At 61.2% G+C, this 13,517-nt stretch carries 21 protein-coding genes; 1 reads left to right on the forward strand and 20 read right to left on the reverse strand.

The genetic code is table 11. From position 1 onward, the window contains the following. From rplE to FJ039_03700, 18 genes are all read right to left on the reverse strand, one after another. Positions 1-395 (reverse strand): 50S ribosomal protein L5 (gene rplE / locus FJ039_03615; protein ID MBM4405257.1); only part of this gene is annotated, 395 nt, incomplete at its 3' end. Between the two features lie 254 nt (positions 396-649). After that, positions 650-982, reverse strand: coding sequence for a 50S ribosomal protein L24 (locus FJ039_03620; GenBank protein ID MBM4405258.1), 333 nt, complete (start codon positions 980-982; stop codon positions 650-652). Positions 983-988: 6 nt separating this feature from the next. Beyond that, positions 989-1,357, reverse strand: coding sequence for a 50S ribosomal protein L14 (gene rplN / locus FJ039_03625; protein ID MBM4405259.1), 369 nt, complete (start codon positions 1,355-1,357; stop codon positions 989-991). Beyond that, positions 1,354-1,902: a 30S ribosomal protein S17 gene (gene rpsQ, locus FJ039_03630; GenBank protein MBM4405260.1), complete on the reverse strand. Its 549-nt coding sequence runs from the start codon at positions 1,900-1,902 to the stop codon at positions 1,354-1,356. The genes rplN and rpsQ overlap by 4 nt, the downstream gene beginning before the upstream one ends. 8 nt (positions 1,903-1,910) lie before the next feature. Then, positions 1,911-2,120: a 50S ribosomal protein L29 gene (locus FJ039_03635; protein ID MBM4405261.1), complete on the reverse strand. Its 210-nt coding sequence runs from the start codon at positions 2,118-2,120 to the stop codon at positions 1,911-1,913. Positions 2,121-2,129: 9 nt separating this feature from the next. Continuing rightward, positions 2,130-2,558, reverse strand: coding sequence for a 50S ribosomal protein L16 (gene rplP, locus FJ039_03640; GenBank protein MBM4405262.1), 429 nt, complete (start codon positions 2,556-2,558; stop codon positions 2,130-2,132). Then, entirely contained in the window at positions 2,536-3,267 is a 732-nt protein-coding gene (gene rpsC / locus FJ039_03645; GenBank protein ID MBM4405263.1) for a 30S ribosomal protein S3, read from the reverse strand. The genes rplP and rpsC overlap by 23 nt, the downstream gene beginning before the upstream one ends. 1 nt (position 3,268) lies before the next feature. Continuing rightward, complete coding sequence (locus FJ039_03650) at positions 3,269-3,607, reverse strand: 50S ribosomal protein L22 (GenBank protein ID MBM4405264.1); 339 nt, start codon at positions 3,605-3,607, stop codon at positions 3,269-3,271. Positions 3,608-3,627: 20 nt separating this feature from the next. Beyond that, positions 3,628-3,942 (reverse strand): 30S ribosomal protein S19, encoded by a 315-nt coding sequence (gene rpsS, locus FJ039_03655; GenBank protein MBM4405265.1) that lies wholly within the window; start codon positions 3,940-3,942, stop codon positions 3,628-3,630. A gap of 12 nt (positions 3,943-3,954) precedes the next feature. Further along, a complete protein-coding gene (gene rplB, locus FJ039_03660) occupies positions 3,955-4,779 on the reverse strand; it encodes a 50S ribosomal protein L2 (GenBank protein ID MBM4405266.1) in 825 nt (274 codons plus the stop codon). Positions 4,780-4,788: 9 nt separating this feature from the next. Continuing rightward, the gene (locus FJ039_03665) at positions 4,789-5,073 is read right to left on the reverse strand and encodes a 50S ribosomal protein L23 (GenBank protein MBM4405267.1); all 285 of its coding nucleotides are present in this window, start codon (positions 5,071-5,073) and stop codon (positions 4,789-4,791) included. Then, positions 5,070-6,044 (reverse strand): 50S ribosomal protein L4, encoded by a 975-nt coding sequence (gene rplD / locus FJ039_03670; GenBank protein MBM4405268.1) that lies wholly within the window; start codon positions 6,042-6,044, stop codon positions 5,070-5,072. Before rplD ends, FJ039_03665 begins: the two co-directional genes overlap by 4 nt. A gap of 11 nt (positions 6,045-6,055) precedes the next feature. Next, positions 6,056-6,727: a 50S ribosomal protein L3 gene (locus FJ039_03675; protein MBM4405269.1), complete on the reverse strand. Its 672-nt coding sequence runs from the start codon at positions 6,725-6,727 to the stop codon at positions 6,056-6,058. A 9-nt stretch (positions 6,728-6,736) separates the two neighbouring features. After that, positions 6,737-7,051, reverse strand: a complete 315-nt coding sequence (rpsJ, locus tag FJ039_03680; protein MBM4405270.1) for a 30S ribosomal protein S10 — start codon at positions 7,049-7,051, stop codon at positions 6,737-6,739. A 21-nt stretch (positions 7,052-7,072) separates the two neighbouring features. Continuing rightward, positions 7,073-9,157 (reverse strand): elongation factor G, encoded by a 2,085-nt coding sequence (gene fusA, locus FJ039_03685; protein MBM4405271.1) that lies wholly within the window; start codon positions 9,155-9,157, stop codon positions 7,073-7,075. Positions 9,158-9,194: 37 nt separating this feature from the next. Next, a complete protein-coding gene (rpsG, locus tag FJ039_03690; protein MBM4405272.1) occupies positions 9,195-9,662 on the reverse strand; it encodes a 30S ribosomal protein S7 in 468 nt (155 codons plus the stop codon). Between the two features lie 101 nt (positions 9,663-9,763). Further along, entirely contained in the window at positions 9,764-10,240 is a 477-nt protein-coding gene (locus FJ039_03695) for a 30S ribosomal protein S12 (GenBank protein ID MBM4405273.1), read from the reverse strand. 137 nt (positions 10,241-10,377) lie between these two features. After that, positions 10,378-10,683, reverse strand: a complete 306-nt coding sequence (locus tag FJ039_03700) for a 4a-hydroxytetrahydrobiopterin dehydratase (GenBank protein ID MBM4405274.1) — start codon at positions 10,681-10,683, stop codon at positions 10,378-10,380. Between the two features lie 158 nt (positions 10,684-10,841). Between FJ039_03700 and FJ039_03705 the strand changes: the two genes are divergently transcribed. Next, positions 10,842-11,735: a PAC2 family protein gene (locus tag FJ039_03705; GenBank protein MBM4405275.1), complete on the forward strand. Its 894-nt coding sequence runs from the start codon at positions 10,842-10,844 to the stop codon at positions 11,733-11,735. 835 nt (positions 11,736-12,570) lie between these two features. On the opposite strand, the gene FJ039_03710 is transcribed toward FJ039_03705, so the two are convergent. Both FJ039_03710 and FJ039_03715 read right to left on the reverse strand, forming a co-directional pair. Continuing rightward, positions 12,571-13,011 carry a hypothetical protein gene (locus FJ039_03710; GenBank protein MBM4405276.1) on the reverse strand — a complete coding sequence of 147 codons (441 nt, stop codon included), beginning with the start codon at positions 13,009-13,011 and terminating at the stop codon, positions 12,571-12,573. Further along, a complete protein-coding gene (locus FJ039_03715; GenBank protein ID MBM4405277.1) occupies positions 13,012-13,509 on the reverse strand; it encodes a hypothetical protein in 498 nt (165 codons plus the stop codon). Positions 13,510-13,517 lie beyond the last annotated feature (8 nt).

Genomic DNA, 13,517 nt, shown 5'->3' on the forward strand with positions numbered 1-13,517 from the left:
AGGCCGATGGTGTAGTTACCTCGGCCATCGAAACCGCGATTCGGCATGCCGCGGAAGTCCCGCATACGGGGGATGGTCACGTTGATCAGACGGTCCAGAAACTCGTACATGCGGCTACCGCGCAGGGTGACCATAACGCCGATGCCGGATCCCTGGCGCACCTTGAAGTTCGCGATGGACTTCTTCGCGCGGGTGATGACCGGGTGCTGACCTGCGATGGCGCCCAGATCACGAGCGGCATTCTCGAGCGCCTTGGGGTTCTCCAGGGCCTCGCCCATGCCGATGTTGATGATGACCTTGCGCACGGAAGGCACTTCCATGATGTTCTTGAAGGAGAATTCCTTCATGAGGGCAGGCACAATCTCCTTGGCATAGCGCTCCCGGAGGCGCGGCACATAGTTCGGCGGGAGCTGGAAGACGGGTCCCTCAGGAGCCTTGGCAGCATGCTTCTTAGGCTGCTCTTTCTCTTTGCCTGAGGCCTTTTCGCCCTCCGGCTTTTTCGCAGGAGCCTCGGCAACGGGCGTCTCCGCCTTCGGCGGCTGCGCGGCAACCTCCGGCGCCTTCGCCGGCTTTTTCTCCCGGGATTTCTTCTCAGCCGCCGGCTCTTGGCCTTCAGCCTTGGGCTTCTTGTCCGCCCCGGCCTGGCTCTCTACGCCAGTTCTTCTTGGGTCGTTCTGCATATCCGTACCTTTTTGACGCGGGCGGTTCCGCCCTCCTGCGTCTTGACCAGCCTATAGCCGACTCTCGAGGGCTTGTTCGTGCTCGGCGCGATCACCATGACGTTGGAGGCGGAGATCGGCGCCGGGCGCTCGACGATGCCCGATTGCTTGAGATTCGGGTTCTGCTTCAGATGCCGCTTCACGATGTTGACCGATTCGACGGTCAAAGCGTTTCTGTCAGGGAAGACGTGCAGCACTTTGCCACGCTTCCCCTTGTCCTTGCCGCGAATCACCAAAACCTGGTCGTTCTTATGGACCTTCATAGGAGCCTACAGTACCTCGGGTGCGAGGGAGATGATCTTCATGAAATTCCGCTCGCGGAGCTCACGAGCAACGGGGCCGAAGATGCGCGTGCCGACCGGCGTGAGATCTTCCTTGATGAGCACAGCGGCGTTGTCATCGAACCGGATAAAGGAGCCATCCTCCCGCCTGATGGGACGGGTAGTGCGAACAACGACGGCCTTGACCACCTCGCCGTCCTTCACCTGGCCCTGGGACTGGGCCTCCTTGACGGCGCAGACGATGGTATCGCCGATATTGGCATAGCGGCGCTTGCTGGTCCCGGGGATGTTGATGCACATCACCACGCGGGCGCCGGAATTATCCGCCACGGTTAGTCGAGTGTAATTCTGGATCACTTCTCAGACTCCTCGGCCTTCTTCTTCCGGGCGGCGGGCTTTTTAGCAGGGGCCTTCTCTTCAGCGGCTTCCGCCTTTGCCGCCTTTTTCGCCTTGGGCTTCGCTTCGGTCTCGGCCTTTGGGGCCTTCGCCTCGGGCTTTTTCTCCGCCGGAGGCGCGGCAGGAGCGGCGGCGGGAGCCTGAGCCGCGGGAGCTTGCGCCGTAGCCTCAGGCGAAGACTCCTTCAGCTTCGTCGCCAGCAACTCGGAGTCAATCTCCTCCGGGGCCACGTCAACAATTGGAGCCTTGGTGATGATTTCAACGATGCGCCAGCGCTTGTCCTTGGAGAGGGGACGTGTCTCCACGATACGGACGGTGTCGCCGCGACGGGCCTCATTCTTTTCATCGTGCGCCTTAAACTTGCTCAGGCGACGGACGGCACGGCCGTAGATGGGGTGCTTGCGGAACCACTGCACCGCCACCACGCGCGTCTTGTCCATCTTATCGCTGACGACGACAGCGACGCGCTCTTTGCGTTCAGGCTTAGCTTGGAGTTGCTGCTGCATTGCTGGTCCTATCGCTTCGCGGCGCGCTTAGCGGGCTGTCGCTCGCGGAGCACCGTCTTGATTCGTGCGGCCTTCTTGCGCGCCTTCCGGATGGCGTTGGTGTCCGCCAGCTGCTGTGTAGCCTTCTGGAACCGGAGGTTGAACATCTCCTTGCCGATGCCGGCAAGCTCTTGCTGCAGATTTTCGGTTGTCAGAGCACGGATGTCTTTTATACGCATGACGTTCGCCTACCCTGCCGCCGGAGTCGTGTCATGGCGGGCCACGAACTTGGTCTTGATGGGAAGCTTGGCCGCCGCGAGCCTCATGGCTTCCTTGGCGGTGGCCTCATCAACGCCTACGAGCTCGAAGAGGATGCGGCCGCGCTTCACGACCGCAATGTAATGGTCAACAGCGCCTTTGCCGCCGCCCATGCGGGTCTCCAGCGGACGAGCCGTGACCGGGCGGTCAGGGAAGATACGGATGACGATATTGCCGCCGCGCTTGATGTGGTGCGCGATAGTCTTGCGCGCCGCCTCGATCTGGCGGGAGGTGATCCAGTAGGACTCCAAGGACTTCAGCCCGTAATCGCCCTCATGAAGGGTGAAGCCTGCGTGGGCCGCGCCGCGCATCTTGCCGCGGTGGGATTTGCGGAACTTAGTTCTTGTCGGCTGCAGCATTGGTCTGCGTCCCCTCTTCGCGATGCTCCAGGGCACCCAGGCCGCCGGCGGCGAGGTCCGCTTCCGTCTCCTTGCGGGTGTTGGCAACAAGGCCACGGTTGATCCAGACCTTGACGCCGATCTTGCCCATCGTTGTCATCGCTTCCGCGATGCCGAAGTCAATATCGGCGCGAAGGGTGTGGAGCGGCACCTGGCCCTCGTGATCTTTATCTTTGCGGGCGATCTCGGCGCCGCCCAGGCGTCCGGCGATGTTGACCTTGATGCCCTTGGCGCCCGCTTGGAGCGTGCGGCCGACGGCCTGCTTGATGGCGCGGCGGTAGGAGAGGCGGCGTTCAAGCTGGTCGGCGATGTTGCGGGCCACCAGATAGGCGTCCAGCTCGGGCTGGCGCACTTCGACGATATTGATACGGACCTTCTTGCCGCTGCGGGTCTCAAGGTCCTTGCGGATCTCTTCCACGCGCTGGCCGCCGCGGCCGATAACGATGCCGGGGCGAGCGGTGTGGATGGTGACGACGACCTCGTGGGCGCCGCGCTCGATCTCAACGCGGGTGATGCCGGCATCAGGGTACTTGCCCTGGATGTCCCGGCGGAAGATAACGTCCTCTAGAAGAAGCGCTCGAAAGGCAGAGGGCTTCTGGGCATACCACTTCGCCTGCCACTCGCGGACGACGCCCAGGCGAAAGCCGACCGGATGTACTTTGTGACCCAAACTATGCCTCCCGCTCGTCTACGACGACGACGACATGACTATGGCGCTTCAGTTTGCGGCCGGCGCGTCCCCGGGACATGGGATCGAACCGCTTCAGGCGCAAGCCCTCGGTAGCGGTGATGCTCACGACACGGAGCGCATCCGGGTTCATCTTCATATTGTTTTCGGCGTTGGCCGCGGCGGACTTGACCACCTTGGCGATATCTCTGGCAGCCGGGCTGGGAAGGAACTGCAGGATACGCAGCGCCTCAGCAACGGGCTTGCCCCGCACTGCCTGGACGACCGGCTGCAGCTTCTTCTGCGCGACCGAGATATTTTTGCCGAATGCTTTGACTTCCACGTTCGTTCCTTAGGCGAGAGCTATTGTTTTGCGCCTTCGCCGCCCGCCGCCGCTGCCGCCTCGTCCTCCAGCTTCACCCTGGTGGAGTGGCCGCGGAAGACGCGCGTGGGAGCGAATTCACCCAGGCGGTGGCCGATCATGGCCTCCGTAACAAAGACGGGGACATGCTTGCGGCCATCGTGGACGGCAATGGTCAGGCCAACCATCTGGGGCATGATCATGGAGGCCCGGGACCACGTCTTGATGATGATCTTCTGCTGAGAGCGGGCCGCGGCTTCCACTCGCCTCATCAGCTTGGCATCTACAAACGGGCCCTTCTTTGACGACCTGGACATATCCGGCTCCTCTTACTTCCTGCGCTGGACGATCATGATGCTGCTCTTCTTCTTGTTGCGCGTCTTATAGCCAAGGGTCGGCTTGCCCCAGGGAGATTTGGGGCTCGGCATGCCGACGCCGGTGCGGCCTTCGCCGCCGCCGTGCGGGTGATCGCGAGGCGACATGGCAGTGCCGCGAACCATGGGCTTGCGCCCGCGATGGCGCGTGCGGCCCGCCTTGCCAAGGACCAGGTTCTTATGGTCCACGTTGCCCACCTGGCCGATGGTGGCCATGCACTCGGCATCGAATCGGCGCGTCTCGCCTGAAGGGAGGCGGACGAGCACAGAGACGTCTTCCTTGGCCAGAAGCTGGGCGGAAGAGCCTGCGGAGCGGACGATCTGTCCGCCCTTGCCCTTCTGCATCTCGATGTTATGAATCTTGGTGCCGGTTGGGATGCTCTTCATCGGCAGGGCGTTTCCGGGGCGAATCTCGGCGCTGGGGCCTGCCATCACTTCATGGCCGTTGGTCAGGCCGACAGGCGCGAGGATGTAGCGGAGCTCACCATCGGCATATTGGATCAATGCGATATACGAAGTGCGGTTGGGATCGTACTCGATGCCGACGACCTTGCCCGGGACGCCGATCTTATCCCGCCGGAAATCAATAACGCGCAGCATCTGCTTATTGCCGCCGCCGCGATGGCGAACGGTCACCTTGCCGCGGAAGTTGCGTCCGCCCTTCTTGCGCTTGGAGACAAGGAGGGACTTTTCCGGGCTGAACTTGGTCAGCTCTTCAAAGGTGGCCCCGGCCATGTTCCGGAGCGAGGGTGTGAGCGGTCTGTAGACTTTGATAGCCATAGGGTAGCCTTAGGGGTTGCCAAAGAGTTCGATCTTATCGCCGGACTTCAGAGTGACCACGGCCTTCTTCCAGCCGGGGCGCTGGGTGATACGCGCGCCGTAGCGCTTCAGCTTGCCGCGCACATTGATGATGTTGACTTCGCGAACAGTCACGTTGTAGGCCTTCTGCACAGCCTCTTTCACGCTCGCCTTTGATGCGCTATCGCGAACGGCAAAGACATACTGGCCTCGCTCTGCAAGGAGCGTGCTCTTTTCTGTGATAACCGGGCTTTCGATAAGGTCAAAGAGGCTCATTCAGCGGCCTTCTTCCTTGGGGCGCGCTTCGCCTTGGCATCGCCCTCATGAGCCTTATGCTCATCAGCTCTAGCGGGATGGTGAGCGGCCTTGGTCTCATGAGACTTGTGGTCGTCAGCCTTGTGCTCGGCAGGCTTATGCCTCGGCGTCTCATGCCCCTTGTGCTCAGGCGCGTGAGAGACGGCCTTTGGTTTAGCCTCAGCCTTTGCCTTGGCAGGGGCAGCCTTCGCAGCGGGTTTGGTAGAAGCGGGGCTAACCGCCTTGGGAGCGGCAGGAGCCGCAGGCTTCTTGGCGGCGGCGGGCTTGGGCAGGGGCGGCGTGGGGGCCGCACCGCCATCCCTATTCAGCTCGCCGGACCAGAGCTCTTCGGCGCGACGGACGGCATCCACCGTCATAACCACGTGGCGATAGTTCAGGAGGTCCAAGGCGCTCAATTGCGAGGCGGGCACAGTGCGAACGCCTTCGATGTTGCGCGCGGCGCGTACAACCCGCTCGTCAGGGTTGTGCATAACCAGCAGCGTTGAATCGTGGAGGTCCAGCGCCTTGAGGGCGGCGGCGACATCCTTGGTCTTGCCATCGGCAACGGTCATATCCTTGACCACGGTCAGATCACCGGTGGCGCGCTTATCAGAGAGGAGGCAACGGAGGGCCAGGCGGCGCATCTTGCGGGGCATAGCCACGGCAAAGCTGCGCTGATGAGGGCCAAAGACGATGCCGCCATGCCGCCAAACGGGGGAGCGTGTGGTGCCTGCGCGGGCACGGCCCGTGTGCTTCTGCCGCCAGGGCTTGCGCGTGCTGCCGGAGACTTCGCCGCGGGTTTTGGTATCCACAGTGCCCAGGTGCGTGGCGGAACGCTGCCACATCATGGCCTGGTAGACGATGTCTTTGTTCATGGGAACGCCGAAGATCGCATCATTCACATCAATGCGCTCGACTTCAGTCCCTTTAAGATCTTTGACTGGTACTTGCATGGCGGCTTGCCTTACTTGTTCGCGGCTTTCTTTGCAGACTTAGGCTGAAAGGTCTGCTTGGACTTCTTAGCCTTTTTGGCCTTCTGAATAAGAACAAAGCCGCCCTTGTTTCCAGGGACGGCTCCACGGATCAGCAGGAGGTTGCGCTCTTTATCAACGCCGACGACCTTGACATTATGTGTCGTCACACGGTCATCACCCATATGGCCCGCCATGCGGAGGCCGCGGAAGACGCGACCGGGCGTAGTGGTGGAGCCGACGGAGCCGGGAGCGCGATGGCGGTTGGACTGGCCGTGGGTCTTGGGACCGCCCCGGAAGTGGTAGCGCTTCACGCCGCCCGCAAAGCCGAGACCGCGGGACTGGCCGACAACATCAACCGATTCGCCCTCCGCAAAGATGCCGATATCCACCTGCTGGCCCACCTCGGCAGCATCCTTTTCGCCCATGCGGAACTCGCGCAGGATAGCGAAGGGGCCTTTGCCCTTCAGATGGCCCTGTTCGGCCTTATTCGTATGGCGCGCGGAGCCGAAGCCGAGCTGGACGCTCTTATAACCATCGTTCTCCACAGTCTTCACTTGGGTGACGGTGCAGGGTCCGGCCTCCACAACGGAGACGGGAACGAGCGAACCATCGCCCAGGAAGACCTGGGTCATGCCGATTTTCTTGCCGATGAGGCCGTTCATAGCTCTTGCCTACAGTTTGATTTCGATATCAACGCCGGCAGGCAGGTTCAGCCTGGTGAGGGCGTCAATGGTCTTGGAGGTGGGTTCGAGCACATCAATGAGGCGCTTGTGGGTGCGGATCTCGAACTGCTCGCGGGAGTCCTTATCAATATGGGGCGAGCGAACCACGGTGAAGCGCTTGATACCGGTGGGCAGAGGCACAGGGCCGGCCACAGCGGCGCCCGTCTTCTCGGCGGCGTCAACGATCTGGGTCGCCGATTGATCGAGCAGGCGGTGGTCGAACGCCTTCAATTTGATGCGGATGCGTATTCTCTGCTTCGCCATTGCTGGTTCCTATGCGCCGCGTTACCCGGCGACCTTCACTTTCCCCATAAGCTCGTCTGCGATTGATCCGGGCACTTCGGCGTAGTGATCGAACTCCATCGTGTACGTGGCGCGGCCCTGCGTTTGGGAGCGGATGGCGGTCGCGTAGCCGAAGGTGTCCGCCAAGGGGATCTGCGCCTTGACAACCTGCGTATCGCCGATGCCCTCGATGTTCAGGATGCGCCCGCGGCGGCTGTTGATATCGCTCAGGATATCGCCAAGGGCGTTGCCGGGGGTGGTGACTTCCACCGCCATGATGGGCTCGAGGATCCTAGGCTGAGCGCGGCGCACGGCCTCCTTGACGCCGATGGAACCGGCCATCTTAAAGGCCATTTCCGAGGAGTCAACTTCATGGTAGGAACCATCAAAGAGGGTAACCTTGACGTCCACTACCTGGTAGCCGGCGATAACGCCCGAATCCAGAGCCTCGCGGACGCCCTGCTCGATGGGCTTGTGATATTCCTTGGGCACAGAGCCGCCCACGATCTTGTTGATGAACTCAAAGCCTTTGCCGCGCTCATTCGGCTCAACCTCCAGCCAGCAGTGACCATACTGGCCACGGCCGCCGCTCTGGCGCACAAGGCGGCCTTCCGCCTGGGCCTTGGCTGTGATGGACTCGCGATAGGCCACCTGGGGCTTACCGACGCTGACATCCAGCTTATGCTCGCGGCGCATCCGCTCGACGAGGACGTCCAGATGCAGCTCGCCCATGCCGGCGATGACCGTTTGGCCCGTCTCCGGGTCCTGCTTGACCTTGAATGTGGGGTCCTCTTCCGCCAGCTTGCGGAGGACATCGCCCATCTTGTCCTGCTCGGCGCGGCTCTTGGGCTCTACGGCGATGGAGAGGACGGGCTCGGGGAACTTGATGGACTCAAGAAGGATGGGGTTGGCCTGATCGCAGATCGTATCGCCGGTGAAGGCGCTCTTAAGGCCCACGACGGCGATGATGTTGCCTGCGTCCGTCCAGTCAATCTCTTCGCGGGTATTGGCGTGCATGCGCACCAGGCGGCTGACGCGCTCCTTCTCATCGCGGGTGGCGTTATAGACAGCGGTACCGGAGGTGATCTTGCCTGAATAGACGCGCAGGAAGACCAGACGGCCGACGAAGGGGTCGGTCATGACCTTGAAGGCCAGTGCGCAGAATGGCTCCGTTGGGCTGGGCTTGCGCTCGGCAGGCTGCTCCGTCTTGGGGTGGGTACCTTTGATCGCATCAATATCCACAGGAGAGGGCAGATAATCGGTGACGGCGTCAAGCATGAGCTGGACGCCTTTGCTCTTAAGGGCGCTGCCGTTGAGGATCGGGACGAGCTTATTGGCAGCAACGGCCTTGCGGAAGGCCTTCTTGAGGGTATCCTTGGGAATCTCCTTGCCCTCAAGGAAAAGCTCGGTCAGAGAGTCGTCCGTCTCCGCGATGCGCTCAACCAGGGCCTCGCGGTACTTCTTCACATCGGCCATGAGACCTTCGGGGATCGGAATCTCTTTCTGAGTGTGCTTCTCGTCGTCAACGAACTCATAGGCCTTCAGCTCCAGCAGGTCAACCACGCCTTTGTAGGCGGCCTCGGACCCGATGGGAAGCTGGGCGACGGCGATACGCGCCTTGAGACGGTCTACGATGGTGCCGATGGCGCGGAAATAATCGGCGCCGATGCGGTCCATCTTGTTGATGAAGCAGATCCTGGGAACGCGATGCCGCTCGGCCTGGCGCCACACGGTCTCCGACTGAGGCTGAACGCCGGCGACCGCGTCAAAGACGACGACGGCGCCATCGAGGACGCGCAAGCTGCGCTCCACCTCGGCGGTGAAGTCCACGTGGCCCGGGGTGTCAATGATGTTGATCCGATGGCCCTTCCAGTACGCGGTGGTGGCGGCGGCGGTGATGGTGATGCCGCGCTCGCGCTCCTGGTCCATCCAGTCCATCGTGGCAGTGCCTTCATGAACCTCACCGAGCTTGTAGTTGCGCCCGGTGAAATAGAGGACGCGCTCAGAGACGGTGGTCTTGCCGGCATCAATGTGGGCGATGAAGCCGATATTGCGGATCTGTTCTATTGGAAATGGTCGCTCAGCCATGACGTATATCTCTCGTGAGGAAGAAAAGCGCTGCCGTTTACCAGCGATAGTGGACGAAGGCGCGGTTCGCCTCGGCCATCTTGAAGAGGTCCTCCCTGCGTTTCACCGCTGCGCCCTGGCCGCGAGCCGCATCCACCAGCTCCGCCGCCAGCTTCTCCGCCATGGGGCGTCCCTTGCGGGCGCGGGCCGCCTGAACGATCCAGCGCATGGCGAGGGTCGCCCGGATCTCCGGGCGGATCTCCACGGGCACCTGGTAGGTGGCGCCGCCGACACGGCGGGGCTTCACCTGGAGCACTGGGGTTGCATTCTTCAGCGCCTGGTCAAAGACCTCAAGGGCGGGGCGCTTGGCATCCCGTTCGGCCCTGTCCAGGGCGGTATAAACGATCTTCTGAGCCACGGTGTACTTGCCGCGCTCCATCACCTTATGGACAAAGCGAGAGATATCCTCCCGGTTGTACTTCCAATCGGGCGGAATCGTCCGTCGCTCTGCATTTCTCCGTCTCACAGATAGTTCCCCTGTTTTTGTTTCTCTGGTGTATTACAACGAACAAGCCTGGACGCTGGTGGCAAGGAGACTTCCCGAGCCTCACGCCTATCGCTACGAAGCTACTTTGCGGGAGGAGCCGCCGCCTTCTTCTCGCCTCCGCCCGAGGCAGCCGCCGCCCCGCCGCCCTTCCCGCGCTTGGCGCCGTACTTGCTGCGACCCTGCTTCCGATCAGTCACGCCGGCAGAGTCCAGCGTGCCGCGGATGATGTGATAGCGGACGCCGGGCAGGTCAGGAACACGGCCGCCGCGGATAAGGACCACGGAGTGTTCCTGGAGGTTATGCCCTTCGCCGGGGATGTAGGCGGTGACTTCCATGCCGTTGGTGAGGCGCACGCGGGCTACTTTGCGAAGCGCCGAGTTGGGCTTCTTGGGGGTAACAGTGCGCACCTGGGTGCAGACGCCGCGCTTCTGGGGAGCGCCGGGGCCGCGCTTCTGGAGTTTCTCCAGAGAGTTAAAGGTGAAACGAAGCGCAGGGGCCTTAATTCGGCTACCCTTATGCTTCCTTCCCTTACGTATCAGTTGGTTTATCGTAGGCACAGCTATCCTCAAGTTCTGAACGCTGGACAAGAAAATAGGAGGACAATGTATCCGCGCAAGTAGCTATAGTAGCAGTCTCCCCTTTTGCTGTCAACAGAGATGCCGGGGAGGAGCCGGGTCTGTGGCCTCGGGCTGTGCTACCCAGTCTTAACAACGCCGTCAATGCGTTGTGCCAGGTGCAAATCAAGTTCCGTCAGGCCGCCTTTCGCGTGGGTCCACAGGGTCAGCGTCACGCGATTGTAGCGGACATCGATATCCGGGTGGTGATTCTCCTCTTCAGCAAGACGTGCAACCTCATTCACGAAATCCATCGCATCCCGTAAGCTGCCAAGGGAGTAGCTCTTCCGCAGTTTTTTGACGCGTCCGGAAAGAAGCCGCCACCCATGCAGGGTGTGCAAAGAGGACTGCAGACCGGCTGATGAGAGCACTGGGGGAATGCGCATCTGAAGTACGCTCGAAATCGAGGCCTACATTATATATAGGCGTGGGAATGCTCATGATGTTTGCCTGACGGAGAGACCTGGATCGTTATGACAAGTCCGGCCCATGGAGGGCGAAAGCCAGCGCAGGCATCGGGCGTCCAGTAGTATAGGAGACACCTATGAAAGTCGGCGCCTTTGAACTCACCGAACCGTTGCCGGAGCTGCGGGAGCCGCATGCCCTTGCGATGCTGCGCCCGTGGATTGATGTGGGCAGCGTCGGCAGTCTGGCCCTCGCGCGATTGGAGAGTCACCTGCAGGCGCAGGAGTTGGGGAAGCTCGCGAAACCGGGCATGTTCTTCGATTTCACCCGCTACCGGCCCATGCTGACGAACCGGGACGGCAAGCGGGAGGTAACTCTCCCCAATAGCTTCATCCGCTATGCTCGGCGGGCGAACGGCCCGGACTTCATCTTTCTACACTTACTAGAGCCGCACATGTTCGGGGAGGATTACACGGATTCCGTGGTTGAGCTCTTTAAGGTCCTTGGGGTGAAGCGCTACTTCCTGGCCGGGGCGATGTACGATGCCGTGCCCCACACGCGGCCGCTGCTTGTAACAGGCAGCATCTCCGGCATCAACATCCAGCATCTGCTCGGCTCAAGCAAGGTGGAGCAGAGCACGTACGCGGGCCCGACGACGATCAACTACCTTGTGGGACAGAAGGCGAGCGAGATGGGAATCGAAAACTCCAGCCTTATCGCGCATCTGCCGCAATATGCCCAACTGGATGAGGATTTTACCGGCGCGGCGCGCGTACTAGAGATCCTGGCGGCGATCTACAACCTGCCGAAAGGCATCATAGACTACAAGCGCGGCGAGGAGCAGTACCAAGAGCTCGGCCTCGCCGTCGCCAGCGACCCGCGGCTCAAGCCGATGATCCGCCAGCTCGAGCAGACCTATGACGCGCGGGCGAAGGAGCGCGCCGGCCCGTCGCCGGCGCAGCTCTCAGCCGAGTTGGAGAATTTCCTGCGGGAGATGGGGGAGAAGCTGGACGGCGGCGAGACGAAAAGCTAGTGCCCTGGGGCGGATGACAAAAAAACGGCCCGCCGATACGGCGGGCCGTTTTTTCTCCATCGAGTTGGAGCAGTTACTTCTTCTTCTTCTTTGCAGCCTTCTTCTTAGCGGCCATGGTAGATATCACCTCCCTCTCCACTAAGCTATTTTCCATAGTAGCATGCGCGATGGCGTCATCCAAATGCGCTGTGTGAATACGTAATTTGTTTTCATGAATCGTTTGTGCTTGGTTGATGCATATGCGATGCATTGCGTGTGATTTCGCTACGCTATGCTTCGATTTCGCGTGATAGCGATGTTGCAGCGCACACGCGCCGATGATTTGCTCCGCGATACGCGCGCACGCGCTTCGAGGTCCGTCGAAGCTCCTCATCAACAACAGCCCGACACACGCACCCAGGGAAGAAATGCCGCTGCGTGACGGCGCGCTCCATCGGCGCGGCGCGCAGATCAATGCCGACGCCGCCCCAGCGGCAGCACCTCGGCATCTCGCGCCGACATTCGCGGGCAAAATAAAAGCGCCCCGATCTGCACCGGGGCGCTTTTTATCCGCAGAGCGGATACAGTTACTTCTTCTTCTTCTTCTTCACCAGGATCACCACCTTTCGACCTGAGGATTGATTCATGGTATCACGAACATGCTTATGTTCAAGTCCAACATCGGCAATCCACCGTATGAGTGCCTATTTGTGACGTTATCAATCGAGACCATATCGCGCATAGGCATGGATTTCGATGCAGTATGCCTCGATTTCTCCGTGACCTATAGGCGCACCACGGAGATTCATGAAATCGAGAGCGCGCCGGTCTCGCACGTCGGAGCACCACACTGCGTCTACGACGCCGCGCGCGGCTTCTTCCTCGAGAAGTAGCGCTTCATCGGCTGGAAATAGAACTCGTCCCAGCCCTGCTTGTAGCTCTCGCCCTGCCCGGGAGGAATGTCTGTGTGCTTGAACGTGATACGCGTTCCTCCCTGGGCTTTCGCAAAGAGCACTTCCAACCGCGAGTCCCTGGCATCCTTGGGAAACTCTGTGGTCCGCCAGGACTGCAGGATGCGCCTCCCCGGCTCAAGCGCCAGCGTCACGCCGGAGATGTAGCCGTCCCACGCCGTGTGCTTCCCACCCACCTTCGGCTCGATGACGGCCTCTCCCCCGGTGAAATCACTGTGGGCTTTGCTATCGAGCCAGCCTTCGTACAGCCTCTTGGCATCGGCGGGTATCACCGCGGAAACCTCGATGGCGTCAAGCTTCGCGGCGGGCTTCTTCTTTCCAGGCATCTATCGCTCCTTCGCGCCGCTCTTCTTGGCATTGGCGGTCATGAATTCCACGATCTGCCTCTGGCCACGGCGCATCGTCCAATTGTGGTTCGCGCGGAAAAGGGGACGGAGGAGCGGGGAGAAATACTTCACCACGCCCTTCTCCACCCTCGGGTTCCAATCCAGCGTGACTCGAGAGCCGCCGGGCGCAGGCTCCACGATCCATCGGGAGGCGTCCGTCACGAAATCGCCCGTGGCCTTGAACTGGATGAGGCGCGGCCTCTCAAGAGCCGTGCTTTCGATCGTGAAGCGCAGCTTGTAGGGAAGGAAGCCCCGGGCGGTGACATCCACCAGCGCGCCCACACGCGGCTCCTTTTCGCCGTTGCGCGCCTTGGCGGTAAGGTACACGCCGCGCCACCAGAGAGGAAAGTCCTCTGCGCGCGAAAGGACCCTCCAGACTTCGTCGGGAGGAAAGGGGACGAACCAGTGGTCTTCGAAGTGGTAGCTGTTGAGCGGCATAGCCTGCC

The organism is Chloroflexota bacterium, assembly GCA_016875535.1.
Taxonomy (GTDB): domain Bacteria; phylum Chloroflexota; class Dehalococcoidia; order SHYB01; family SHYB01; genus VGPF01.